Annotated in this window: 29 protein-coding genes; 12 read left to right on the top strand and 17 right to left on the bottom strand. The window is 53.8% G+C overall.

Annotation, left to right across the window (positions count from 1 at the left end; genetic code table 11):
- Positions 1–325: 325 nt before the first annotated feature.
- Complete coding sequence (locus AC2FJV_RS12610; protein ID WP_299664310.1) at positions 326–946, top strand: cysteine hydrolase family protein; 621 nt, start codon at positions 326–328, stop codon at positions 944–946.
- A 463-nt stretch (positions 947–1,409) separates the two neighbouring features.
- On the opposite strand, the gene AC2FJV_RS12605 is transcribed toward AC2FJV_RS12610, so the two are convergent.
- The 6 genes from AC2FJV_RS12605 to AC2FJV_RS12580 all read right to left on the bottom strand — a co-directional run bounded on the left by AC2FJV_RS12605 (position 1,410) and on the right by AC2FJV_RS12580 (position 6,374).
- A complete protein-coding gene (locus AC2FJV_RS12605; RefSeq protein ID WP_496713865.1) occupies positions 1,410–1,742 on the bottom strand; it encodes an NIPSNAP family protein in 333 nt (110 codons plus the stop codon).
- A gap of 460 nt (positions 1,743–2,202) precedes the next feature.
- Positions 2,203–2,949: an alpha/beta fold hydrolase gene (locus AC2FJV_RS12600; protein WP_496699581.1), complete on the bottom strand. Its 747-nt coding sequence runs from the start codon at positions 2,947–2,949 to the stop codon at positions 2,203–2,205.
- 38 nt (positions 2,950–2,987) lie between these two features.
- Positions 2,988–3,500 (bottom strand): DUF6653 family protein, encoded by a 513-nt coding sequence (locus AC2FJV_RS12595; protein WP_496713864.1) that lies wholly within the window; start codon positions 3,498–3,500, stop codon positions 2,988–2,990.
- 80 nt (positions 3,501–3,580) lie between these two features.
- Positions 3,581–4,684: an alpha/beta fold hydrolase gene (locus AC2FJV_RS12590; RefSeq protein WP_496713863.1), complete on the bottom strand. Its 1,104-nt coding sequence runs from the start codon at positions 4,682–4,684 to the stop codon at positions 3,581–3,583.
- 387 nt (positions 4,685–5,071) lie between these two features.
- Entirely contained in the window at positions 5,072–5,575 is a 504-nt protein-coding gene (locus tag AC2FJV_RS12585; RefSeq protein ID WP_496713862.1) for an outer membrane protein, read from the bottom strand.
- Positions 5,576–5,720: 145 nt separating this feature from the next.
- The gene (locus AC2FJV_RS12580) at positions 5,721–6,374 is read right to left on the bottom strand and encodes a hypothetical protein (protein ID WP_496713861.1); all 654 of its coding nucleotides are present in this window, start codon (positions 6,372–6,374) and stop codon (positions 5,721–5,723) included.
- A 196-nt stretch (positions 6,375–6,570) separates the two neighbouring features.
- On the opposite strand from AC2FJV_RS12580, the gene AC2FJV_RS12575 reads away from it, so the two are divergent.
- Together AC2FJV_RS12575 and AC2FJV_RS12570 are read left to right on the top strand one after the other, a co-directional pair.
- On the top strand, positions 6,571–7,296 hold the full coding sequence (locus tag AC2FJV_RS12575; RefSeq protein ID WP_496713860.1) for a TetR/AcrR family transcriptional regulator: 726 nt from the start codon (positions 6,571–6,573) through the stop codon (positions 7,294–7,296).
- A gap of 192 nt (positions 7,297–7,488) precedes the next feature.
- Entirely contained in the window at positions 7,489–7,932 is a 444-nt protein-coding gene (locus AC2FJV_RS12570; RefSeq protein ID WP_496713859.1) for a hypothetical protein, read from the top strand.
- Here the strand turns inward: AC2FJV_RS12570 and AC2FJV_RS12565 are convergent.
- The gene (locus AC2FJV_RS12565; RefSeq protein WP_496713858.1) at positions 7,929–8,621 is read right to left on the bottom strand and encodes an MOSC domain-containing protein; all 693 of its coding nucleotides are present in this window, start codon (positions 8,619–8,621) and stop codon (positions 7,929–7,931) included. The two genes, AC2FJV_RS12570 and AC2FJV_RS12565, sit on opposite strands and share 4 nt — an antisense overlap.
- Positions 8,608–9,165: a MarR family winged helix-turn-helix transcriptional regulator gene (locus AC2FJV_RS12560; RefSeq protein ID WP_496713857.1), complete on the bottom strand. Its 558-nt coding sequence runs from the start codon at positions 9,163–9,165 to the stop codon at positions 8,608–8,610. Before AC2FJV_RS12560 ends, AC2FJV_RS12565 begins: the two co-directional genes overlap by 14 nt.
- 90 nt (positions 9,166–9,255) lie before the next feature.
- Between AC2FJV_RS12560 and AC2FJV_RS12555 the strand changes: the two genes are divergently transcribed.
- Positions 9,256–10,008, top strand: a complete 753-nt coding sequence (locus AC2FJV_RS12555) for a hypothetical protein (RefSeq protein ID WP_496713856.1) — start codon at positions 9,256–9,258, stop codon at positions 10,006–10,008.
- Between the two features lie 104 nt (positions 10,009–10,112).
- Here AC2FJV_RS12555 and AC2FJV_RS12550 read toward each other — a convergent pair whose 3' ends face one another.
- The gene (locus AC2FJV_RS12550; RefSeq protein WP_176865974.1) at positions 10,113–10,442 is read right to left on the bottom strand and encodes an ArsR/SmtB family transcription factor; all 330 of its coding nucleotides are present in this window, start codon (positions 10,440–10,442) and stop codon (positions 10,113–10,115) included.
- A gap of 101 nt (positions 10,443–10,543) precedes the next feature.
- Between AC2FJV_RS12550 and AC2FJV_RS12545 the strand changes: the two genes are divergently transcribed.
- From AC2FJV_RS12545 to AC2FJV_RS12520, 6 genes are all read left to right on the top strand, one after another.
- A complete protein-coding gene (locus AC2FJV_RS12545; RefSeq protein WP_496713855.1) occupies positions 10,544–11,245 on the top strand; it encodes a glutathione S-transferase family protein in 702 nt (233 codons plus the stop codon).
- Positions 11,246–11,308: 63 nt separating this feature from the next.
- Complete coding sequence (locus AC2FJV_RS12540) at positions 11,309–12,553, top strand: MalY/PatB family protein (RefSeq protein ID WP_496713854.1); 1,245 nt, start codon at positions 11,309–11,311, stop codon at positions 12,551–12,553.
- 108 nt (positions 12,554–12,661) lie between these two features.
- On the top strand, positions 12,662–13,918 hold the full coding sequence (gene soxC / locus AC2FJV_RS12535) for a sulfite dehydrogenase (protein ID WP_496713853.1): 1,257 nt from the start codon (positions 12,662–12,664) through the stop codon (positions 13,916–13,918).
- A complete protein-coding gene (locus tag AC2FJV_RS12530; protein WP_496713852.1) occupies positions 13,908–14,453 on the top strand; it encodes a c-type cytochrome in 546 nt (181 codons plus the stop codon). The genes soxC and AC2FJV_RS12530 overlap by 11 nt, the downstream gene beginning before the upstream one ends.
- A 74-nt stretch (positions 14,454–14,527) precedes the next feature.
- A complete protein-coding gene (locus AC2FJV_RS12525; RefSeq protein WP_496713851.1) occupies positions 14,528–15,271 on the top strand; it encodes an SDR family oxidoreductase in 744 nt (247 codons plus the stop codon).
- 61 nt (positions 15,272–15,332) lie between these two features.
- A complete protein-coding gene (locus AC2FJV_RS12520; RefSeq protein ID WP_496713850.1) occupies positions 15,333–15,686 on the top strand; it encodes a DUF3088 family protein in 354 nt (117 codons plus the stop codon).
- Positions 15,687–15,761: 75 nt separating this feature from the next.
- Here the strand turns inward: AC2FJV_RS12520 and AC2FJV_RS12515 are convergent, their stop codons facing one another.
- Positions 15,762–16,481 (bottom strand): hypothetical protein, encoded by a 720-nt coding sequence (locus AC2FJV_RS12515; protein ID WP_496713849.1) that lies wholly within the window; start codon positions 16,479–16,481, stop codon positions 15,762–15,764.
- 156 nt (positions 16,482–16,637) lie between these two features.
- Here AC2FJV_RS12515 and AC2FJV_RS12510 point away from each other — a divergent pair, with 156 nt between their 5' ends.
- Positions 16,638–17,105: an Ohr family peroxiredoxin gene (locus AC2FJV_RS12510; protein ID WP_496713848.1), complete on the top strand. Its 468-nt coding sequence runs from the start codon at positions 16,638–16,640 to the stop codon at positions 17,103–17,105.
- 522 nt (positions 17,106–17,627) lie between these two features.
- Here AC2FJV_RS12510 and AC2FJV_RS12505 read toward each other — a convergent pair.
- Together AC2FJV_RS12505 and AC2FJV_RS12500 are read right to left on the bottom strand one after the other, a co-directional pair.
- On the bottom strand, positions 17,628–17,855 hold the full coding sequence (locus AC2FJV_RS12505) for a hypothetical protein (protein WP_496702578.1): 228 nt from the start codon (positions 17,853–17,855) through the stop codon (positions 17,628–17,630).
- Between the two features lie 23 nt (positions 17,856–17,878).
- Positions 17,879–18,205 (bottom strand): site-specific integrase, encoded by a 327-nt coding sequence (locus AC2FJV_RS12500; RefSeq protein WP_496702576.1) that lies wholly within the window; start codon positions 18,203–18,205, stop codon positions 17,879–17,881.
- A gap of 529 nt (positions 18,206–18,734) precedes the next feature.
- Between AC2FJV_RS12500 and AC2FJV_RS12495 the strand changes: the two genes are divergently transcribed.
- Complete coding sequence (locus AC2FJV_RS12495; RefSeq protein WP_281973846.1) at positions 18,735–19,760, top strand: LacI family DNA-binding transcriptional regulator; 1,026 nt, start codon at positions 18,735–18,737, stop codon at positions 19,758–19,760.
- Here the strand turns inward: AC2FJV_RS12495 and AC2FJV_RS12490 are convergent, their stop codons facing one another.
- From AC2FJV_RS12490 to AC2FJV_RS12470, 5 genes are all read right to left on the bottom strand, one after another.
- Positions 19,761–20,756: a nuclear transport factor 2 family protein gene (locus AC2FJV_RS12490; protein ID WP_496713847.1), complete on the bottom strand. Its 996-nt coding sequence runs from the start codon at positions 20,754–20,756 to the stop codon at positions 19,761–19,763.
- A complete protein-coding gene (locus AC2FJV_RS12485) occupies positions 20,749–21,900 on the bottom strand; it encodes a nuclear transport factor 2 family protein (protein WP_496713846.1) in 1,152 nt (383 codons plus the stop codon). Before AC2FJV_RS12485 ends, AC2FJV_RS12490 begins: the two co-directional genes overlap by 8 nt.
- Positions 21,897–22,898, bottom strand: a complete 1,002-nt coding sequence (locus AC2FJV_RS12480) for a nuclear transport factor 2 family protein (RefSeq protein WP_496709694.1) — start codon at positions 22,896–22,898, stop codon at positions 21,897–21,899. The genes AC2FJV_RS12485 and AC2FJV_RS12480 overlap by 4 nt, the downstream gene beginning before the upstream one ends.
- Positions 22,899–23,037: 139 nt before the next feature.
- Positions 23,038–23,919 carry a carbohydrate ABC transporter permease gene (locus AC2FJV_RS12475; protein WP_496697402.1) on the bottom strand — a complete coding sequence of 294 codons (882 nt, stop codon included), beginning with the start codon at positions 23,917–23,919 and terminating at the stop codon, positions 23,038–23,040.
- Entirely contained in the window at positions 23,919–24,947 is a 1,029-nt protein-coding gene (locus AC2FJV_RS12470) for a carbohydrate ABC transporter permease (protein ID WP_496709695.1), read from the bottom strand. The genes AC2FJV_RS12475 and AC2FJV_RS12470 overlap by 1 nt, the downstream gene beginning before the upstream one ends.
- Positions 24,948–24,961 lie beyond the last annotated feature (14 nt).

Raw genomic sequence — 24,961 nt, 5'->3', positions numbered from 1 at the left:
AATGGCAAGCCGCCCCTAAACAGAAGGGCTTGATTTTCCCTTACACACCCTTCGCCAGACCGAAAAAAACGAAGCCCACACGCAAAACGCTTCGTTATCGGAAAACTGCTACATCCTAAGCACCTGATCCTGGCAGCAGTCGTCTCTCGAACAAAGCCGCCCATGCCGGTTTGGATGCGAACGTCTGCTATTCATCCCAATACAAATAAGCCCACACCCTTGACCAAGCGCCCTAGCACATTTAGGCAAAATTGATCTGCCCGCCGGGACGGCCCGGCCAGGAACGGCGCTTAGTCAGGACGACCTGATAAAACTGAGGTCGAAGATGACAACCAAACACAAAAATGCAAAGAAACTAATCGAGGGTCGACCCGCCCTAATCGTGATCGACATTCAGAAGAGCACGTTCATTGATAACAGCGCAATCCGCTCAATCGACAATATGCCGGGCTATAGGGAACGAATGATCGCGGCGCGCGATTTGGTTGACGCTGCACATCAAAACAATGTGCCCGTCATCTTCATTCAGGAAGTTCATCGTTCCGACCGGATCGACTTCGGCCGGGAGCTGGATGGCGATGAGGACATACACTGTCTCGAAGGTGATCCACGGACAGAGGTTGCCAAAGAAGAGATGGGATATCGCACTGGTGACTATTTAGTTCCGAAGCGGCGTTATTCTGCGTTTTTTGGAACCGATTTCGAAATTCTGCTACGCGGCCTGAAGGTAGATACTCTGATACTATGCGGAGGGTTGACCGATGTCTGTGTGCACTACACGTTCGTTGATGGCCACCAATCAGACTACTTTTGCCGCGTTGTGGAGGATTGCGTCGGCGGGTCATCGCTCCAAGCCCATGAAGCTGCGCTTAGAGCAATGGAGTATTTGCAAACCGGCGCTGTTCAGAACCGTGAAACAGTTATCAACGCGATCTCTTTACTCTGATCCGAAATGGCTTCTTTATTTCTATTTCACATTGCCTAAAGCCCAAACCAGCCATTGGAATGTGTCGAAGGCTGTTAGGTTTGGGCTCAGAGCCGACCTCGGAGCAACCGCGACATCTTATTGGAGGGCTCAGATCGCGGCGATGAGGACGGCCCAGAGCCGACCTTGAGCATGGTGCTCGATTGCTGCAGTCGCAGCCCGCTTTGCTGCCATTCGCTGCACTAGCGAGAAAGGAGGCCTGTCGAACTCACGAACTGCGGGACAGCGGCGACTTGCATTCGAAATCTAATGCCGTCTTCGCTTCCGGTTAGTTGGGTGTGTATTGGCGACGTAATTTTGCCATGCGATCACGGTCTGTTTCGGGTTATCGCCACTCACCGCGTACACGCCAGTGGCAACAATCGGTGTTGCGGAGCGTGTCTCGTTCTCTTCTGTGAGCCCTTCGGATTGTGGGCCCGGGAATTCAGAGAGATACGCCACCCCCGAAACTCTCAAACCCGTTTGTTGTTTCGGTCACATCCGCCTCGAAATGGAGGATTAAGGGCATTACCAAGGGCTCGATGTGCTCATTCCATACCGGTCCTTTGTAGAAACTTTCTTTGATCCTGTCTCGCTCCTCGAGCGACGAGAATGCCCGCATCCAGTGGACTTTGTCAGGATTGTCCAGATCCCGCAGAGGACCAAAGACCAGCATCCCGGCGTCGCGCAGTGCAACACGGTTCTCCTGCTCAAAGAACTCGATAAACTCCTCGCGACGTCCGGGTTTTAGTGTGTAGCGACGAACTTCGATAATCATGTGTGTAACCTGTTCGCTCAGAAAGTTCTCTTGGGGGAAGTCTGTTGAGATTGATCCTTACCGTACCACTTAACGTACTCATTTGTGACACTAGGAACTCAAAACTTCCTGGGTTTCCGCACCCACGTCAATCTTGATAACCCATGATATCTCCCTCCGCATTATGGATGTGGTTGATACCAAATCTCTGTAGAAGTCCGCCAAGTTCGAACAAAGTCTGTCCAGACCCACTAGCCATCGATTGACCGAAATAACGGATCTTGCCGCATATGAATTTCATACGTCGAATTTCGGGGCGATGCCGCATGCATTTTCTTGATGAATCCGGTCGAACATCCGACTGCCTCCAGCCGAGGTGACCGAGCCAAAGACGCCTCTTCCTTCGAGTGCCTATTTTAAACGAAATCAGTATATTATCCAGAATCTGTACAACTCCAAAAGCGTCAATCTTGAGTGTGAACTACAGTTCAGCTTGTACTAGGGTTGAATAGTGTTCAGCGCCTTGAACCAAGTTTATTGTGGCTTTTTCACCAAACACACCCTTTAGCGAGTGAGACATTTCAACCGGCGACCAAGTGTCATTAGTCCCGTGCCAAAGGACGACGTCGCACTGCACCGCTGACATAGTTTCGCTCCAATCCGCGACATAGGCGCTGATAAATGCAAGATAGGCCGCTGGCCTCTGTACGAAGCTCTCCGATAGCGCCTTTTTCATAACGCTGACGAAGGTCTCGTCTTCTAAAAGAACTCTTTCCGCAGGGCCGCACTTTGCGAACAATACTTTGACCATAGTTTCTGGAAAAAACCGGGTCAGCAAACTTTGAAGACGCGTCAGAATCCGGAGTATCCTTGGACGCTTCATGGCCAACTCAAAAACCGGTTTTCCCGCCATCTTGGGTAGAAAATCACCTATGAAAAGTGGGGCAGCGGGCGATATCAATGTTAGTCGGCCAACCAGGTTTGGCCTGGACGCCGCAACTTTTATTGCCGCCATGGCGCCGATGGAAAAGCCAACCACATGCACACACTCGCCGTCGTTTTCCCCCAACGCTGTATCTATGGCATCACAAAGATCTGCGTCGATGGCCTTCGGATCAAAGTTCAGCAAATTCAGAGCAATGGCTTCAATACCAGGATTGGCCTTACTTAGTAGCTCCGCATCTGATGGGCTGCCAGGCATACCGTGGCAAAACACTACTTTCTTCATGATCGTATTCCCGAGTGGTTTAAATGTGGCGCCACAGATCAACTGCCAACCGTCAGATCATCTAAAGTTCCACCGTCGCGCAGGAAGTCGCTCCAAACCCAGGCCATGCGGTCTACAAACCACATCTTGCCGCCCGAGATCACAACCATGCCGAGGCAAGTGAACCCTAAGTCGAATGCCCACAGACCATAGGCAAACGGCAAAAGACCAGCGCCGCTGACAATGGCGACCGTATTTGCGACGCGCTTATGATGTTCCGCAACTTTGTCGCGATGCCGCAGCCAGACACGCTCGCCGAGAACACCCTGTGCAGACCAACTGTCGAAAGTCTCCGGCCGCGAAAAAGCGCGTGGGTTGATCCATATCCAGACAAGAACTATGCCGACCGCAAGCCACGCCCAATAATCAATCCAGGCTCTGCTCCAGATTGCAAACGCCAGAAGAGGCAGGGGTGTCAACACACGGGTCCAAACGGACCAAGGGTTTGCATGTCGCAGCCAAACCTCGTCCTTCATGCCCATAAGGCGTTCGGAAAATCGAGCTATGTCCATCTTTGCAACTCCTGGATCCACCTCTCCGAAAATGGAAAGGGTCGAATTGATTGAAGTGTATGACGACGCTGGGCCGCTCGTCAGTTGGTAGGCGTCTGGTTTCTTATTTGAACCAGGGCTTCAGCCCAGGCATTGGGTTGGTCGTACATCACCATATGGGCAGCGCCATCGATACGGGTAAAACTCTTCGCTGGAGCCTTCAGGTGTTCGTAATATTCCTGTGCAAGATCGGCTGGTGTGTTCTGGTCTTCTGCTCCGGTTATAAAGTGGACCGGTAGATCTAGGACCGGGTGCGAGGTGAAGAGGTCGTATGCGCCAACAATCTCAGGCTGTTCAATTGCTGTGCTCGATAGCTCAAGGCCGCGGGGATAGTTATTAACCTGTGCGTCCGTGTAGTAGGGGCTCTGCCCTTCTAGCACATAAGAGAGATAGCGATCCCATAGCCCTTCGGTGTGAAAGTCTCCTGCACCGTATTCTGCCAAAACTTCACGCTGAACAGTGAGATCTGCCTCGTCCAATGAATCGAATGGCTCAATTGCCTTGAGCTTCCGCTGAGTTTCAACATCGCCACGAACTTTCGCTTGATCCAATACCCACTCAAAACCCATGCTCATACTGCGCACCCACGCGACACGCTCAGACGTTGGGATGAACGCGTGATAGGGGGAACTATCCTCTGCGATAGTCATGAAACCCAGCGCGCTGCCCCACGAATGACCGCTCAGAAATATTTTCTCTTGCCTGAAGCGGTCGCGTAAGAGGTTGGTGAGTTGAAGCGTATCCGCCACCAACTTGGATGGCGTGATATCCTCTATCGTGAGATCGTCGTTGAATGAACTTCCGGCTCCACGTTGATCCCAATGGACAACGACAAAGTTCTCTTCCAACAAGGGCGTGTGGAACAGATCGACCCAGGGCATCACGGCACCACCCGGACCCCCGTGCAAAAATAGCAGGACCGGTTGGGACAAATCACAAGTGCGAATAAGTATCGTTTGCTCAATCCCGCCAAGAACAACTATTTCCTGTGAAACGAAGCTTCCGAAACACTCTATAGCTGCAACATCTTCGCCGCTGCGCGTCACGGCAATTTCTTGACGATCCTGGGCAAATGACGACCCAGCAAAATTGGCGGCACAGAATGTCAACAGTAAGAGACGGCGTTGAAGCTTGAATGAGTACATTGTTCGCTGTCCATTGGATTAATGCATTGTGGTGGTGTCTCGAATTCGGTTGCGACCTGAACTCAATATCTCAGATAGAGATTGGGCTCGCGCTTGCCATATTCTGGGAGACCGATATCGCGACGCATGTGATTAGATAGGAATGCCAGCTCGCCATGTTTGGGTAAACGCGGGAAAACAGGACCGCCCATAAACGCTGGGCGTTTCGAGACCATAAAAGTAAGATAGTCGAGCCAAGCTTTTACTTTAGGTGGTATTAAGTTTAGCCGCTCGGTCTTTAGAGTTGGCACGTTAGTCACCTGGCGCCTCTCCGGAATTTGAAGGTGGTAGAAAAATGGGGAACCGTTTGAAGTCCCCCGTCATTTTCGAAATCTCGAATGGCTTCGGCTAGAACTTGTAGGACACCCGAAGCGCAACAGAGTCAGCAGTGATATCATCACCCGACGTGTCATATGTGTCTCGCAGGTATTCAAGACCAACCAGAACCCTGTCCGTCGCGCGATACGTCACGCCAACACCGGCGGAATAGCCGTCTTCGTTCTTGGATCCGCCATCAATGTTTGCATAGCCAATCACGCCATAGAGGTATGTCCGGCCAAATACATGACCACCTTTGAACTTCAGGCGTACAGTATCGACTTTTTCGGCTTTCCTTCCGGACTCAACCTCAGCGCCCGCGTCATAAGTAAGTTCACCACCAATTACGTAACCGTCAAAATCGTGTAGATAACCGGCATGGAGACCCAGGGCTGCATTTCCATTGTCGTTGTTGCCCTCGGAGACATCGATTGTGGATAGCTGCAAGCCAGCATTGAAACCGGTCCAGCTTTCATTTGCCAAGGACAAAGTCGGCATCACGGCTGCCAGCGTGATCATCGTGATAGTCTTCATTTAAAAGGTCCGTTCTCTTGATTGTACGGAAAGACCATCTGGACGCTGGGCATGCGTGATGCGCCAGCGGGAGTGATTCTCCGTTAGTGGGGATGTTGGAATTACCGCTTTCCGTTTTCCTTCCAGCGGTGATCAAAAACTCGGATTAGAGGATGGGTTTGGGTTTGCTGGTCATTTGAATCAGTTTCCCTGATTGGTCATATCGGGCAGTGACCAGCACCCGGCGCGCATGTGCCACCTCTAGCGGGCCACCAACAACTTCCCAAAGCCCGAAGGTAAAAAGATCCAGTGTTCCATGACCTGCTGCTCGCGCCAGGTTCGGTTTTGTCCTGGGCTCAACATCATAGACGGCCACCCAGTCTCCATTGGCTTGTTGCTGCAATTCATCGGGTGAGCCCAACTGGCGTTCTACATTGAACCGGGTGGCCTCCTGGCTAACAACGCTCAGATCAGGGCCATCTCTGCCTGTCGCTGCCATGTTGGCGGCACATCCGCTCACAGCGGCACCAAAGATGAGCGCGACGAACACCGAACGCACAAACTGACCGGAGGTCGCAATGCGTTGTATTGAAAGCCTTCGATTTCGACTTGCTTCAATAGATGCCGGGTTCTCCGGCCCCCGTGATTTATGGCGTTTTTTCATGGCCTTTCCATATCCTGATTGAATTTTGCGTTGCTTTGGGGGCTTCTGCTTCAAGCAGTTTGTGATCAGAGCCCCGAGCAGTTCGCGAATACCCGCCAGGCGAGACATTCGACGCAACTCGGGTGGTGATACATTCCCACAGACAAGAGCATTCATGACATTCGATCCTGCATCGTGCGCGCAACTCAACCGGATCCGCAAAGCACTACCGCTTGCGGAGTTTGGCTGCGTAAACGCATCGTTAAATTCGGGTTGGCAGGTGAATTACATTGCTCTGCCAGGTGAGTCGGGGTACAAACCGACCATGGGTCTGTATTTGCAGACCGCCGGTCGGTTTGCAAGAGGAAAGTGTATGAAATCTACGAAGCGAAAGAACATGCCGCCCGAAGAACGGCGTGCTCAGCTGCTGGGATGCGCACAGATGTTGTTCTTTTCCAAAGGCTTCGAGGATACAACCATACAAGATGTGCTTGATATGGCGAGTGTCTCAAAGGGCGGGTTTTATCATCACTTCAAATCTAAAGACGAGTTGCTGTTCGGCGTATTGGACGGAATGGCAGAGGGTGTATTTTCGCAGATGGCTGTTGTCGCCTCTGATGAGACCTCCTCTGCGCTCGACCTGTTGCACAGCTTTATCCACCTGCGGGCAAACTACCTGCGTGAACATGACTACCCTGGTCAGGTTGAATTTTTTCGGGTCATGAATCAGGACAAAAACATGGTTCTGCTTGAACAGTTCAAGCGCAGAGTCAGAACCGGTGCTATGCCCGTCCTGACCGGGATCATTCAGAAAGGTCGTGATGAGGGCACGTTTACTGTCGCAGATGTTGATACTGCCGCAGAACTCATTTTGTTCCTAAGCACCTTTATTGATCTCGCGCTGTTGCGCGCGATTGATGCACGGGGATCTGACATAGCCGATCAAGCCGCAGAAAAATTGCAGGCGGCAATCGACATGCAGTTTCTCACACTCGACAGAGTTTTGGGCCTACCTGACCGAACAACGAATTTCGGTTGGCCGGAAGCGGTAGACGTTACAATGGCAACTGTGCCTGCAACTCCTCCATCGGCAAACTAATCTGGCCTAGTCAGCGATTACCTGGTGCAGCATTCGGTAAAAGGGCTCGCCACTGACATTCTCCGCAACACGCGTCAGGGCCGTTTCCCTAAGCCGTCGGATATTGGCGTAAGTCGCAGCGTCAAGAACATTGGGCTGATTGTGTTGAAAAACCCCGATTATCGCGAAGAAGGGTGAAAAACTTGCCCGTAGATGGCTTTTCCGGAAATTGTCGAGGGGGTCGGCCTAAGACACGCGTTGGCGATGTCCGGAGCTCTCAGCGGCCCTACCAGGCACTGGGTTTCAATTTTTCCGGCACAACAGATTCTGGCGGAAAAATGCAGCTGTCAGGTTATCGAGTTTTTCAACACAATCGACTCGATGCTGACCTCGATGCCGTTGCAGCAAAGCCCCCTGCCCGCAAAAACTGAAATAAGGACGGCCCAAACCTGCCGTTGGCCAAGTGATCAAGATGCCGCGTTCGCGGCCCGCTTTGCGGTCATTCGCTGCAAGTGCGAACTCCCGGCTCTGTCGAACTCACACATCGCAGACAAACTTGCCATTCAGTTCACCAGCGTCAATGGCCTCTTGCTTTCTCTCAACATTGCTCGTGAGAGGCGCTGTGTAAACGTTTTATCAGCCTCATTACGCACCTAAACCCCCAACCTCGCGCTGGTATCTTCTTGCGCATTCCCATCGGCCATTTTCGCGAAAGCCGCACGCCAGCCTGGTGCCAGATCCTCGATGTTAGACAGGGTTTCAGCCACTTGTTGGCTCACACATCGCGTCAACCGAGCTTGCGTAACGCGCTTGACACTCCAGTCGGCATGACGCCGCTCGACAAGTTCAATAAAATCCCCTGGCGCAACGCGTCCCGGCTCCAAGACTCTGTAATACCAGCCTGTTCTTCCCGTTTTCTGAAACAGGTAAGGCATCTTTTTGTTGCCTGTATGCAGGCCAAGCTTCCAGCAAGGCTGACGGCCCTGGCTGATCTGGACCGTAGCTGTGCCAAGGGTCAGAACATCGCCAATGCAAAGCTTGTCTTCGGTCAATCCTCGCGTGGAGATGTTTTCCCCAAAGGCAGCAGGGATTGTTTTTGGGGCCATATGCCCCTCTGCCTGCCAAGCCGTGTAATGATCAGAGGTATAGTGATGAATGGCCTTTTCTGCGCCACCATGCACCGTCAGGTCTGCCTGTTCATCGCCGGAAAACCCGCTGAATGATACATCCTGTGGTCCGCTGACCCGGTCCTTCTGAATGGCCGATGGCGGTTTTCCTTCCCACCGATCTTTGGCGACACCGAGGAACAGGCCATCTACGAGTGCGCTCAGATTAGGATGCGACAACTGCCACCTCTTTATGTTCGACACAGATCTTGTTGTTTTCGCCTTTTGACAGCGAAACTGAGAGAAGCTTGCAAAACCCGTTTACCTCTTGAGGGTCATAGTGCTCACACGTCTTGCACAAGCCAAAGGACTGACCGCCGTTGGCCTTGAGGGCCAGTTGCAGGCCGCGCCTCAGTGTCTTTTCCAATTCGGCCTGTTCATCCGGGTTGAGCGCTTCGAACGCGGCGGAGATGGGGTTTGAAGCAGCGATCAACGCGCGCCCTGCCTCAGTTGGCGTATACGAGATTGACCGTTTGTCAGACTTCGAAGTCTCTTCAGATACATAACCCTTGCGCGCCAGCACCTTGAGGGTCTGAGACATCGTTCCTCGGGTTGTACCGAAGTACTCGGCGACATGAGACGGTGCCCGGGAGTAGATGTTGGCCTGAACCAAATACTCCAAGGCACCACGTTGTGCGGGGTTCAGATCGCCCTCCCAACTGTGTGCGGCGTCAAGCCTAGCGATCCTGTTGATAAGCGCACGAATGCGGTGACTCATATCCATGGCTAATTCATAGCGAGTCGATACTAGTATTGCAATCGATTTTGATAAGTAGTATCGACTCGCTATGATTTCGAATCTAGGAGAAATGTGATGAGACTGTCCCTGCCCAAAATCGCTACCGCGGTCGTACTTTCAGCAAGTGGAGCTTTTGCCGATGGAGATCACGCGGCAGACATGCACGATGCCGTCAACTCACCCGCCGATAACACCAAGGTGGCGGACTTTGACATATTAGCGGCCCACGCCCATCGAAACGGCAACGTTGTCACCTTCCACATGACAACAAATGGCATCGCCGGAGCTTCTACGCCCGCCTCAACCGGATCTGTCGGCGGGTCGGATGTCTGGTCCTACGTCTGGCCAACCTCACTGGATCCTTCAGCAGTCGGTTTTGAAGGTGGGACGGGCATTCTGGCCATGGCTGCGACCAGCCATCCTGATTTCGATGACACGCCGCTTTACGACGAAAACGGCGATGGAGACCCCGCCAATGACGGGCTCGAATGGCACAGTCACTGGGTTGTTCTCACTCCAACCGAGGAATGTGGCCCAGGCGCTCTGGCCGTACGTGACATACCAGAGGGAACGCACCCAAAACTGCCCTCAACCTGGCCTGGTTTCCCGATTTTTCTCGACAGCCCGGGCTTCACCCCACTTTTTGACGGGCCGGAGATCACGGTGAACGCGGGTTTTACCAGCGATGTTGAACTTGCAGACGTTGCCTATGATGGTGTCACATCCGCTCTTCGGGTGAACGTCAACGTCCATGCGCCCCTGCTCTGCGTGACTGACGTATTCGACATCGCTTCGGGAGATCTGAGCCTACCCGGCAAGGTGAAATAGGCAGATCACGTTGCTACGAACTTTGCACAAAAGCTAAGGCTGCCGGAGATCAACCCTCGAGCTACGGCAGCTCATTTTTGGTGCTGCCTGTCAGGCGATGAATGTCAGCACTCAAAATTTGGCAGGCCGCAATGTTCCCGGATGTCAGGGTGATTGCTGCAACAATCATTGAGAATGAACGAAAGAAGCCCACCCAGCCCGAGAAAGCTCACCCGATAGATGATTTTCCGAGATTGCCTCTCCGAGGTGATCAGGCCAGCGCGCTCCAATGCAGACAGATGAAAGGATGCTTTCGAAGATATTGCATCCATGGCTTCTGCGATCTCGCCAGCAGAAGCGCCGTCATCACCCCGCCCGATCAGATACCGAATGATGCGCAGACGCATCTCCTGAGACAGCGCACCAAGCATGGCAATCGCGTCTTTCTCATCCATATTTCAACCTCTCTTGAAATGTTGAATTAATACTCATATAACAACTTCGACTCATCTCAAACAACCCCGGCAGCCCTCTGCCTGAACAATTCGGATATGCCATGAAGATCGTCAGTTTCAACATTTGCCCTTTCGTCCAACGCGTCGCCGCATTGCTCGAAGCCAAAGACCTGGCCTACGAGATCGAATTCATCAGCTTGCAGGACAAGCCCCAGTGGTTTCTCGACATCTCTCCCAACGGTCAGGTGCCAGTGCTCATAACTGATGGTGGTCAGGCCCTGTTTGAAAGCGATGCCATTGTTGAGTATCTCGAAGAAGCATACACACCCCTGCAAACTGGTTTGTCGCCGGAAGAAAAGGCGACGAACCGTGCTTGGAGCTATCTGGCAACCAAACACTACCTCGTTCAATGTGGCGCTCAGCGCAGCAAGGATGAAGCAACACTTTCAGAACGTGTTGTAAAACTGGATGCTGCCTTTGACCGGATCGAAAAGCAACTGGGTAATACCCCGTTTTTTAACGGCGATGAGATTGGCATGGTCGACGTTGCATGGCTGGTCTTGCTGCACCGGGCTGAAATTATCGAAAAGTACACCGGATATGATTTCATTGGCGAACGCCCGAAGCTGAAGTCTTGGCAGACGCATCTGATGCAGACAGGCCTTGCGGAAAAGTCCGTTCCGGTGGCGTTTGAAGGCGCATTTGTAGACTTTTATCTGTCGGACCAAACGTTTCTTGGCAGGTGCAAAGTAAATGGCGGGTGCCAGCCGGAGGCACCTGAGTTGGCGGAAACGTGCTGCTGACGAATGCTCAATTCCATCACCCCGAACTCTGACCCTGACACCTCTTTCCAAAGGAATGACCCCGTGAGCCCGTTTGACTCTGCCCCTGCAAAATCCGGTGATACTTTCGTCCGGCATGATCCAAACTTCCTGAATATGGTGTTCGGCACCGATCAGGTGACGCCGTTGTGGGTTGCCGACATGGATTTTGCCGTCGCCAACCCAATCCAGGAAGAGCTTTTGCGTCTGGCCAAGCGCGGCCAGTTTTCCTACGAGTTCAACTCAAAAGGCGTATTTGCGGCGATTTCGACCTGGTTCAAACGCCGCCACGACCTCTCGTTGGACCCGGAAAAGTTTGAACAAGTTCCCGGAGTGCTCACGGCCATTGCGATGCTGATCCGCGAGTTGACCGAACAGGGGGACAGCGTGCTGATGCAGGTTCCGGCGTATCATCAGTTCGGCAAGGTGATCAGCACAGCCAGTCGAAATCTCGTCAAAAGCGCGCTGCGCAATGTCGATGGATCATATGAGATGGATTACGTCGATCTCGAAGAGAAGCTAAGTGCACCGGACGTCAAAGCCATGATCCTGTGCAACCCGCACAACCCGGTTGGCCGCGTGTGGCGCAAAGACGAGTTGGAGAAGCTGGTCGAAATCGCCAATCGCCACAACGTGACGATCATCAGCGATGAGATCCATTCCGATATCATCTACACCGGCCATCGCTTCACCAGTCTTATGGCCGTGGATCAGAAGAAACACGTGTCGGTCATCGGTTCGCCCGCAAAGACTTTTGGCCTGCACAGCATCTCAAACGGATACGTCTATACCGGGAACGAAGAGCTTCTGGATCGTTTCAAGAAGACTGCGGACTCCATGTACCTAACGCATGGGAATGCGTTCACAACCTTTGCGACCATCGCAGCCTATGAGAAAGGCGAAGCCTGGGTAGATGCCTTGCTCACTTATCTGGAAGGCACGGTGGCATGGATTGATCGGTTCCTGAAAGAAGAGTTGCCTTCTATCAGAATGTCTCCCGTCGAAGGCACCTATCAGGTTTGGCTCGATTGTTCCGCTACCGGGTTAGCCGGCGATGATCTGAAGGCCACGCTCGCCGAATCCGGATTTGGTGCCACACCGGGCACCTGGTTTGATCAGGACGCCACTCAGTTCATTCGAGTGAACATTGCAGCACCCAGAGCGGATATCGAAAAAGCGTTTGAGCAGTTCAAAACTGTGCTGGATCGTATCGCCGAAGATCGCGCCAAAGGCATTGTACCGGTGGATCAAAAGACATGTTCCGGAGCCTCAACCAATTCCTGTTGCTGATTCAATTCGTACGAGGCTGGTTGTGGTCTTTACATCAAGCGACGCGAGTAAGGCCAAATCAGTCTCGATCCAACAATTAAGTTACCGCCCATCCAAGGGGATTATCAGATGTTAAAAACGACTGGTTTCGTGGGAAGACGTGACTTCCTGAAGGCAGGTGCAACATTTCTAACCGCCAGTTCGGCGGCCCTGCCAGCCACACTTACCGCAAAAGGGGCCGCCGCTGCGCCGAAAATCCCCGATAACATGCTGTATGCGGGTGTTGAGGATGAAGCTTACGGTAGCCCGTCCCCTCATGAAGCTGGCAATGTACGAAAGATCTTTCCACAGAACGAAAAATCGACGCTGACCGCATCTTTCACACCTTTGCACACTCAAAAGGGCATCATCACGCCATCAGGATTACACTTTGGCGCGCATCACTCAGGCGTTCCCGAAATCGACCCGGAAATGCATGAGTTGTTCATTCATGGAATGACCGACCGTCCTTTGAAGTTCACAGCAAGTGATCTCATGCGATATCCTCTGTCAGGCGGCATAAATTTCCTGGAATGTGGAGGAAATAGCGCGCCACAGGGTTACTATCCCGAGGCTCAGCCGATGCCTCTGCAATATCTTCACGGGTTGGTGTCCGGGTCCGAATGGATTGGTGTTCCGGTTAAGCTGCTTCTGCAAGAGGCAGGCCTAAATCCCAAGGCCAAATGGGTCATTGCCGAAGGTGCTGACGCCGGTTCCCTTGCGAGGAGTATCCCTCTGCAAAAGCTGCTGGATGATGCGATTATCGCGCTCTATCAAAATGGCGAACGGCTGAGGCCAGCGCAGGGATATCCCATGCGCCTGTTCCTTCCGGGCTGGGAGGGCAATACCAGCATCAAGTGGCTCAGACGCCTCGAAGTGACTGATCGTCCAGCCTATACCCGCGAAGAAAGCCGCCACTACTCCGAAACTCTGGCTGATGGCTCCATTGAAGGCTTCAGTATGTATATGGGCGTCAAGTCAGTGATCACCCACCCATCCGCCGGACAGGTCTTGCCCGACAAAGGGTACTATCAGATGAGCGGGTTGGCGTGGTCGGGGTTCGGAAAAATCTCCAGAGTCGAGGTATCTGATGACGGCGGCAAGAACTGGTTGCCCGCCACTCTCGAAGGACCTGTGCTGAGCAAGTCTTTGACGCGCTTCACTTTGCCCTGGCGTTGGGATGGCAGCCCAGTGCGCCTTCAAAGTCGCGCCTTCGACGAATGGGATAACGTTCAGCCAACTCATGAGGCCTGGAAGAGCAGGTATTTTGAGGGAAGCCGCAATCACTACAACGCAATCCAGACCTGGTACATCGATACACAGGGAGCAGTCTCAAATGTCTTCTAACAAACACGCAACATTCGTGGTCGCACTTGGCATTCTAGCTGCAAATGTGGCCTCTGCTGAGGATACGCCCGCACTAGGTCAAACCATCCCACCCGAAGAACTGGCCGGTCTCAGCACAACGGTCTACCCGGATGGTGAAGGGCTACCGCCGGGCGGCGGAACAGTCGAGCAGGGCAAGGTCGTTTACGAGGACCAGTGCTCGATCTGCCATGGTGAAAACGGGGAAGGCGATATGAGCATGTATATCCCGATCCTTGCAGGCAGCGGCAAACCCGATCACGGCTTTCATTGGTCGACAGGCTATTCCTGGCCCTATGCAACGAGCATTTTTGAGTATGTCCGCACCGCAATGCCCCCCTTCAATCCCAAGGAGCTGAGCACTGAAGAGGTCTATTCGGTCACCGCATATATTCTCTACATGAACGGTTTCCTGCCAGAAGATGGAGAAGTGAGCCAGAGCACGCTTCCGGAGATCAAGATGCCTGCGCAGGACTACATCAGCAGCAAATGGGAGAAAGAGGAAAGCCAGTACTGATCCTGGCATCAAAATGACGGATCACCGTCGCCTCAGACACGTCTAACTACTCAACCAATTTGGGAGGCACCTTCATGCTTGAAGGGAAAACAGCTCTTGTGACCGGCGGCTCCAGCGGCATTGGCTTTGCATCAGCCAAAATGCTGAATGACAATGGTGCACGCGTCGCAATCACCGGAACAAATATGGACAAGCTGAAGCTTGCTCGCGACAAGCTTGGTGATGATACCATTGCGATCCAGGCAGACATCAGCAAACTGGAAGATCTGGACCGAACGCGATCTGAGTTGCAGCACGCGTTTGGCAAGCTGGATATTCTCTTTGCCAACGCTGGCGTCGCCTTCAACACGCCGCTCGGGAAAACCGATGAAACGATGTACTATCGGATGATGGACGTGAACGTAAAAGGCACCTTCTTCTCGGTCCAGTCCGTGCTCCCGCTGATGCCGAAAGGGGCTTCCATCATCCTGAATACATCATGGCTCAACCAGATCGGAACTCCAAAGAAAGCGCTGCTATCAGCCTCAAAAGCTGCTGTACGTTCTTTTGCCCGCGTCATGTCAGCTGAGCTTGTGGATCGAGGCATTCGTGTAAACTGCGTTAGTCCAGGCACTATCGAAACGCCGATCCACCGTGGACCGGATGAAACCGACGAACACTTTAATTCCTATGTTGAGCGGGTCGGACAGCAAGTGCCGGTGGGTCACATGGGCAAACCAGAAGACATCGCTTCGGCCGTACTGTTTCTGGCAAGCGATACATCCAGTTACATGCTGGGCACCGAGTTGGTCATCGATGGCGGTCGTGCTGAACTCTGAAACTCACAAGACAGCTCAAGCATCAAGATACCTGGGCAAACAACCTTGAAATGACGGGACCATGACGAGCACCATCCTCTATCTTCTGAGATCCGATTTTATCGACACCCAAGCGGGCAACACAGCGTTCTATTGTCCCCAATGCCTTTTGGTCGAAGGGCTTCTTGCTGTCTTCCCACATGTCCGCCAGAACCTAGATATTCGGTACGTAGGTTTTGACCGGCCCCGAGGGGGCATGGCATGCAATGTAGGTGAGAACCAGTCCTGTCCTCAGCTCGTATTCCCCGATGGGGATGACAATCACTCAATCAGGCTTAGCAGATCCGGAAACTCCCCGGCACGTCGGATCGAGAATATTGAGGATATTCTCGCCTATCTGATCAAGCGTTTTGATCTGCCCCAACCGCATCCTTAGTGCGTGCGGTTGCCGTTGCAGCGACCAAGACATCATAATCGCCGTGCAGGGATTTAGGGCCTTAGGTATGATTGCCTACGATCCAAACGAGATTTCCAAAACAAACTCCTGAATATCGTTGAGCAGTACTTGATCACCGTCGTGTGCCAGGCGTATTGCCTTTCGCAAAGCTTCAGGATTTAGAATTGCGGGCTCTTCGTGTATTGAAGGACTTTCAAGACTACGAGCAAGACTCTGACACAAACGTGCCCGGCCGCTTTCAAACTGGGTGACAAATTCATCTACCTTGAGAGCACCGTCTTGAGACGTCAGGGCCACGAGCTGCGTATCAAGAGTGCAGTCGTTCGATCCAATCACGGTTGTGCCTTCAACGCGATTGTACAATTCAACATCATTGCCAATCATCTCAACAACCCGGTTGGCAATGGGCATGCGCCCTTCTTGTGAATCGATCTGTAGGAAGCGGATAGGAATACTTTCCAGCAATGCAGATAGTTTTCTAGGTACACCGCTCATATTTTGGACAATCTGGGCAAAATCCTTTTCGACTGGAAATGGTGTCCACACCGTCCCGTATGTAAAGAGGTTTCCGGAGACACGGCCTCTGGGCCTCAGGATTTCATGACCGGCGTCCCTCATGACCTCTCCAACTACTGCTCCACAAAACTGTCTGGATGCCTGATCCGATTTTACAATCGGAAAAAGCTCTTCAAGCTCATGCACCGCAGCCGTGATCGCTGGCAGGCCAGCACGAGATAGCGCTGCATATTCCACATACTTTTTGTGGCTGCTCAAGAGACGCTCTAACCCCCTGCCGTGCTTGGTCTTTCGAAGTTCGTTGAATCTGGAATGCATTTACATCCTAACTGCACATATTGTCACGTTACATTTTTTAACATTATAAAACGTGAGACTCGGTTAATCAACGATAGTTCTAAATGGGAGAGAGATATGTCGGCCTTGGAACCAGCAATATACATCACAACCGCTACTGCATCAGGAGGGCGTGCAGGACGTGTGTCCACCGCTGACGGTACACTTGACCTCGATCTAGTCATGCCATCGGCAGTCTATGACATGTTGCCCGAGGAAATGCAGGAAGCACCCGCCACGTCAGACCGCGCACGTGTCGACCCTGAAATGCTGTTTGCGGCAGGTTACGCAGGCTGCTTCATTTCCGCACTTCGGTATACAGCTCTCAGTATGGGTGTTGATGCTTCAAAGGCCTCTGTTGCTTCGAGCGTCGCGCTTAAACCTGGGTCAAATGGCGCGGCATTCAAACTCGGTGTTCGGCTTGAAATAGACCTACCCGACATCAACAAAGAGACCGGGCAGAAAATTGTCGATGGTGCCCATAAGATTTGCCCCTATTCGGCCGCAGTGCGGAACAACATCGAAGTTGACTTGGCATTGAAGTGATCTGCTGATGGGCGGCGTCAATCAAGACTGGCTTGGTCGCAAAACAATGCGGGCAAACGATCGCCATGAGTGACGCCGCCTACCTAAAGGCACATTTGATCGTGGTTGGCTTGAGTGCACGCATATCTTAATGCGCCGAGTTTCAGGACGCACTGGCAATTGTAGAAGCCATCGAAATATGATTTTTTCGGGCCGTCTTCCTGATCGGCCCTTACCGGACATTCACCCTTCTATCGGAATGGTGCAGCGCGGCCTGTCGAACCTGCCATTCGCTGCAGCAGCAAAGTAAGGTAGTAGGCGAACTCACAGTTCGCGGGACAAACCGGACTTGTGCAGTCGCAACTATTGCTGACGCAGAAATACCTCGCATCTGCGGCATGGCTATCGCTGTTTTGCAACTCATATCGCCGAAGTCGCCGTTTATCGCGTTATGAGATGGCGAACGGCAGAACCGCTCGCCAAGGTAGGTCATATGTCGATGCGCTCGGCTATGCTCAAAGCATCTTCCAATTCGACACCAAGTTAACGCATCGTGCTGTCGACTTTGGTGTGGCCAAGGAGCAGTTGCGCCGCGCGAAGGTTGCCCGTCTTACGATAGATCTCGGCCGCCTTTGTGCGGCGGAGCGAGTGTAAATCGTATCCACTCGGCTCCAGCCGATCGCCTTCACCCAGTCGCGAATAAGCCGTGCGTACTGACGCGTCGAGATGTGTGGTCGGTCGTGAAACCGGCTTGGAAACATGAACAGGCAAGCAAGCATCTCTGGAGTTCTGACCTAGGCCAGAACGGTTTTTCGCGTGTTTTCCGACAGTTCAAATTGAACGGGTCGCTTGGTTTTGCTCTGGATCACCGAAACACGTTCCCGGACGCGATGGTTTTTGATAAGATCAGGCACGGTTAGCTTGACCAGATCACAGCCTCGAAGCTTGCTGTCGATGGCGACGTTGAACAAAGTCAGGTCGCGCAGATTGCCTGCAAGCTCGAATCGAGCACGGATCGCCCAAACCTGTTTTGGCAGCAGTGGACGTTTCTGTCCGATGATGCGCCCTTTGTTCCAGGCTTTGCACATGGGGGTAACTGCGGGAAGTTGGACTCTTGGCATGATTTGCCCTCCGATCCTCCCTCCACGCCCGTCATCAGCACCGTGCTGACTGGGCGATTGTGCAAGCAGGGCTGAACGCCCGTTTAGGGCAGCCACTCAAATGGGCATCTTCTGCGAGCGCTTTCGGCGGCTTGGAGGTCCAAGGGCGAACTGCGCCGATGGCCTCGAAACGCATAAGCCGACATTGTGGATGTTGAAGACGGGCCTTGGCCGCCATGGCGATGATAGGCAATGCAGCAGCGTGTGTCGCGGATACGGTCGCGGCAGAATGTCATGTCTGCAGGACACCCAATGGTTTGAGGATGTGCAGCGTCAAGACGAAACGAAACCTCTGCCGCTTAGAAGGACTGAAATGAGCGGACGTCGAGACGGGGTGAAGGCTTCAAAACATACTGCCTATCCGTCAATTGACCTGGGTCATTCGGTAGAGATAGGATCGTGGAAAGTCTTCCGGCCCACGCAGAAAATATCCTCGGATTCTCCGTTGATTACGGGGCAAATGGAACAAAAAATTCGGGGCATCTGGAACATGGCCAGGAAGAATTCAGTAACTTCGGTCGACGTCGCCAAACGGGCGGGCGTGTCGCAATCCGCCGTGAGCCGCGCCTTCTCTCGTGTACCCACTCAGTCCGGCGTATCGGCGGAAGCGAAGAAGAGAATCTTCGATGCGGCCAAGGAGTTGGGCTATAGGCCAAACGCTCTTGCCCGGTCGATGATCACTGGGCGCTCGAAGATCATCGCCTTGCTGTTCAGCTATCTGGACAATCAATTCTATGCGCTGGCACTGGAAAAGCTCTGTATCGAATTGCAGAAGAACGGCTATCACGCGATGGTTTTCATGATGCCGGAAACCGCAGTCGGGGTCGAAGAGACGGTATCCGAATTGCTGGAATACAAGGTTGACGGGATTATCACCGCATCGGTCGAATTGTCTTCGTCGCTTTGCAAGCATTGCCAGGATCAAGGTATCTCAGTCGTTATGTTCAACCGGATAAAGGCTGAGGAAGGTGTGTCTTGCGTGTCGTCAGACAATGTCCTGGGCGGACGCTTGGCAGCGCGCTATCTCATTGAAACTGGGCACCAGAAGATTGCGTTGCTGTCCGGTTGGGCGGAATCTTCGACCGGGCGCGACCGCCAATTGGGATTTGAGCAAGAGCTGTCGGATCAGGGACACAGCCTGTTTGATCATGCTGCCGGGCATTTTGATCTGGCTGAGACGCGCTCTGCTGCCCTCAAACTTTTGGACAGACCAGCGTCAAAGCGGCCAGATGCGATCTTCATCGCCAACGACTACATGGCGATCGAAGCACTCGGCGTAATTCGCAGCGAGTTGAAACTCACGGTGCCGCAAGACGTGTCGATTGTCGGCTTTGACGACATTCCAATGGCGGCATTGCCTGAGTATGATCTGACGACATTGCGCCAGCCGATCAACCGGATGATCGACCAATCCGTCTCGCTGATGCTAGCTGCGATAGCCGGAAACGACACAGCAGGTAACGTGAGCATCGTGCCAGAACTGGTCGAGCGCGGCACCGTGGCAAACAGAACCTGATCAGCTTTCGCGCCCAAGCTCTGCCAGAATGTCCACTCCTTGCATGGCCATGAAATGTAAGATGTCGATGAAGATCCAGTTCTCGGCCAGTTTTTGGCCATCGCGGCGGTAGAGATCCACGATCCGCATGTCGGCTTCGACTTCGCCAGGCGGTAGACTAAGAAACCCACCCTTCGACCGTAGGGATAGGCTGGGATAGCCGAAAAACCCGCCGTAGTTGCCCTCGCCCAAACGCGCGACATGTTCGGTGTGGCGAACGTATTCCAGACCCTCCTCGAACGGTCCTGAGTGGCCGCGCCGATAACCATCGAAGAATGCGCTGGCGCCGATGCCGCCGGGGCCGAACCAGCACATATTGGGCGTCCAGAAACGGGTCATGTGCTCTTCGGGCGAGCCAACTTTGTTCGCGCGCAAATCGGTGACCATGTCAGAGATCAGACCGACACTCGCCCGGCCTTCGGTTTCCGAATGCGCATCGTACAAAAGGCCATCATGCGTCGCAGGTCCAGGCGTCAACAGGACCGATCCGGTTGTGCCCGCGCTTGGATGACGTCCCGATTGCGCCAAAAGGTTCAGGATATCAACGTAGCAGGCGGTTTCGACGATCTTTTCCTTCTCAATGCGGTGAAACTCGCAATAGCGCAGAAACGAAAGCTTGCGGGAGGGTGCGAGCCCGATCCAGGACTGATCCCATGTGCCCATCAGATGCCCCATTTCGACAACCCAGACCGAGGAAAACCCGTCAAGTTCGTTCCGTCCGGCAAAGAAAATGTCCGGCCGCCGTTGCAATGGCCCCATGGCCTGTTTCAACGGCCGCCAGAAGACGTCAGCAACGCGTTCCGGACTGATCTGCTCATGAAACGGGTACATGCCGCGCCACGCAAGATTGGCGGCGAAATGAGGTGTCATCGCCTCGGAAACACTTTCCGTGCCTGCCGCATCAATAGCCGCATTGGCGGAGCGGACAAGCGCCTTGGCGTCCTGATAATCAGCCATCGCGGCGGGCCATGGCGATCTGGATCATCAGGTCCAACTCGTTGAAAAGCTGCCATTCCTGCTGAACCACGCCATTCTTGACGCGCTGTTGCGTGATGCCCCAGATCTGGCATTTCTGCCCCGTGGGGTCTCGGTAGAGAATGCCGCCGGTATGGGTGGCATCGGCGCTCCAACGGGTCGAGATCAGATAACCATCGTCATCGTTGCCCATCCAGTAGACCTCGTCGACATGGTGTTTCATGTCAGGGAAGGCTTCACGCAATTCGGCGATGTAGGCGCGATAAGCGTCCCGCCCGAAAAACTTGCGATCGGTTGTCCCTTCGAATGACAGATCGGCGGCATAGCATTCATCCAGTGCCGCCCCATCGCCATTCCAAAGGCTGTCATGGATGGCTCTGGCAAAAGCATCGGGGTCGAACCCCTCAACAGGTTCGCCAACGCTCAACGGGCGCTCAGGACGCACACCGGACCGCAGATCGGCCCAAGTTTCGGCGCTGCGCGGCCAGCCGGGGAAAGGATCGGTGGCCAGCCTGTCCGCCTCTTCCCAAAGATCAAGGCCCAACTGCTTGAGCATGGCGGATGTGTTGTAAAGCACGTGCTCAAGAAAAATGTCGTTGCCAAGTGCCACACAGTTGGCAATGACCATGACGTCGACCTCAGCTCCGGTCGGGTCGCCGTATTTGCTCGGCCCGGTGTTCTTGCCCTTGATGCGCGTCAGGTGTGAAGTGTGAAATCCGATAGTGTCATCGCCAGCCCAGATCACCTCTTCCGCGTCAAGGATAATGTCGGGGATTGCGCCGGTCGTGTGGTGCGTGTCGTCGACAATCTTGGCGTTGCCGTGCTGCAGACCATAGTCGTCATAGACAAGGCTATCGTCGGAGTAACACGCTTCGATATATTCGACTTCACGGGCCTCGGTTTCCCAGATGCGATAGGTGATGCGGACGATATAGTCGACGATGTTGCGGTACTCGGGATCGAACCCGCCAAGCGATTGCGACGGCCCGAGATAGGGCGGGATGCGGTGCGCCCCGCCCTTGGTGTAGTTCTTGAGAGATATGTCGAACGACGTGGGCATGTGACCCCGCGACAAGGCGGCGGCCGGATGATGCGATTTCGAGCGATCGGGCATGAATTGGGTCATTCGGTCTCTCCAGTATTGGCCAAAAGATCAACGCCCTGTTCGGCAAGGAAATGCAGGATGTCGATGAATATCCAGTTCTCGGCGAGCTTGTCGCCGTCGCGGCGATAAAGGTCCACGACGCGCATTTCGGCAGCCACGTCATTGGCAGGCGCGCCGAGGTAATCGCCGGTGTTGCGAAGGGTCAGGCAAGGCCACCACATGAAGGCGGCAATGTTGCCTTCGGCCAGTGCAAGTTCCCAATCGTGGATTTTCACCACGTCTTGCTTTGCTTCGAAAGGCAGGGTGTGTCCGCGTTGGTAGCCGGGAATGGAGAGGCTGGCTCCGATGCCGGCCGGGCCGAACCAGTTCATGTCCGTGTTCCAGAACCGGACCAGATGATCGCCGGGCGACGTATAGCTCAGCGCCAGATCGGTCAGCATGGCGTGGGTCAGATCATAGGTGTTCTGGGTCAGGTCCCCGGGCTGGGGGTCATGCAGAAGCCCGTCGTGGGTCATTGGTCCCGGCGACATCATCATGCCCCCGGTCTGGTGTTTCGCCAGTGGGTTCCGGCCTGCCTGGCTCAAGACGGCGAGAATATCCAGAAACTCTACCGTTTCGACAATGGCTCCGTCCTGGACCCGAGACATCGTCGCGTAGGGCAGATAGGTGGTTTTTCCGGTGGCGGACATGCCCAGCCAGTCGTCCGTGAAATCGCACAGGAAATTGCCCATTTCAACAACCCAGGTGCCGGCACCCGGGTCAAGATTGGCATGACTGGCGAAAAAGATATCGGGACGCCGCTGGATGGCGGACATGGCATTCTTCAGCGGTGTCCAGACGGTGTCGGCCAATGCTTCAGGCCCTTCGACATCGTAAAACGGGCGCATACCGCGGTAGGTGTGCTCAGGGGACAGGTACTCTGCGCAAGCAGCAGCGGTTTCGGCCCCGGGGGCGCCTTTGTCACGGGCGGTGAAGTACGCTTGAACAAGCGACTTGGCGGATTGCAGGTCTACTGACATGGATCTTCCTTGATCTAGAGGTGACGGTTGGGTTGCGGCGTTGCGTTAACGGCGCGACACACCCTAGGTTTGAAGACGATCTCCCAGATACCATGTGAAAATCAGCGGAGCGGAGGCGAGTGTCAGACGGTCCATCGCCTCACCCTTTCACCGCGCCAGCGGTCAACCCGCTAACGATCTGACGTTGGAAGAACAAAACCAGGAAGAACAGAGGCACCATGGCGCTCACCACCGCCGAAACGGCAAACATCACGTTGCCCTGTTCGCGGATCTGCGTCAGGAAGCTTGCGATTTTGGGCACCATCGTCTGGTTTTCCGAACTCAGAAGCATCGAGGTAATTGCAAAGTCATTATAGGCCAGAAGGAAAGAAAATAGCCCGGTGGTAATGACGCCCGGCCACATGACCGGAATTATCACATGCCAGAACGCCTGGAACCGGGTGCAGCCATCGACCATAGCGCTTTCGTCCATATCTTTCGGGATGTTCAGGAAGAACGAGTGCAACATCCAAAGCGTAAACGGCTGATTAATTGCGACCAGTACGACGATTGTGGTCGAGAGTCGTCCCCACAGGTTCCATTCGAAGAATGGCAGTAGGTAGCCTGAGACCAGCGTGATATGCGGCATGGCCCGAAACACGAGTGCTGCGATCAAAAGCCAGAATGCGTAACGATATCCGGAACGCGCCAAGGCATATCCGCCCAAAGTTCCTAGGGTCAGTGAAATAATGACGGTGCAAACAACGACAACAGTCGTGTTCAATACATTTCGCCAGAATTCTTCTTGGATCCAGGCACCGTGATAGCCATTGCCAGTGAAGTTGCTGCCGGTTTCTGCAAGTGTGTAAACGCCGTAGATCGCGTTCCGCCAATCGGCCTTGGAAAAGAAATCGCCCTGTACCTTGAAAGATCCCCAGACCGTCCAGACAAACGGCCCGATCGCGATCATCAGCCAGAAGATGATCATCGAGGTCGCGAACCACGTCAGCAGACGCGGTGATTTGTTAGCCGCTGACGCCATCACACCGCCCTCCGGTTAAAGTCCCGCCAGGTCTTGATCAGCACTGGTGTCAGCAGGATGGCAACGCCGAGGATTGTTAGCATCGAAGTCGCTGCGGCCGAGCCGAAGAGTTTATCCTGCCCCGAAAGGTCGTTGTAGATGATCCAACTGAGCGATCTGGCCTTGGCTTCGGCCGAGAAGGACACGATGGGTTCAAGGACGCGGAAATTGTCCATCAGTTGCATCAAGGTGATGAAGACCAGAAGCGGCATCATGTAGGGAACGATGACATAGCGGACCTGTTGAAACCTGCTTGCCCCGTCGATCTTCGCAGCTTCGAGAGTATCCGTGGGAACCGTCTGTAACCCCGCGTAGAACACAACGAAGGCAAAGGGCGTCGAATGCCAGACGCCGTAGACCATCAGCATGATCCAGGTGAGCGGTGCCGAAGCTTTCAGGCTAAGATCAGGATCGTCAAAGATGATCTGCAGCGTAGCCCCGATGATGCCGTCTGCGTCTACCATCCAAAAAAGGATCAAGCCCCCGATCAGAGGCGTCACGATCATCGGCAAGAGCGAGGCAAAGATTGTCGGCCCCTTGGTGACTTTTGGAAGGCGGTTCACACCCAGAGCTATCAATAGACCAAAGACGATCACCAACGGTGTGACGACGAAGGTATAGGCAAGCGTGAAGAAAAGCGCCTTGTAGAACGGCAGGTTGTAAACCCCCGAGATGAATCCCCCGAAAGATTCAGATGCTGACCAGATCTCGCTCACTTCGTCAAAGGCCAGATGCCCACGGTTTGTGTAGGTTCCCAAGCCGTTATAACGCCCGAGAGGTGCGTCGACCTTCAACGCGTCGGTTGCTTCCAGATCGACCTGTAGAATCGTGGTACATGTGAAGGGCCCGCAATTCTCGACCTCACGCATGACCTGTTCATGTTCAACAAAGAACGACTGCATCGCTACCGACACGATCGGCAGGGCAATGAACAGGATCATTGCCAGGAATGATGGCCAGATAAATCGTGCAAAAGTTCCGTGCGGCATAGCGAAAACCCGAC

Source organism: Ruegeria sp. CDSA241, assembly GCF_059611265.1.
This window is presented reverse-complemented; position numbering and strand designations above follow the sequence as displayed.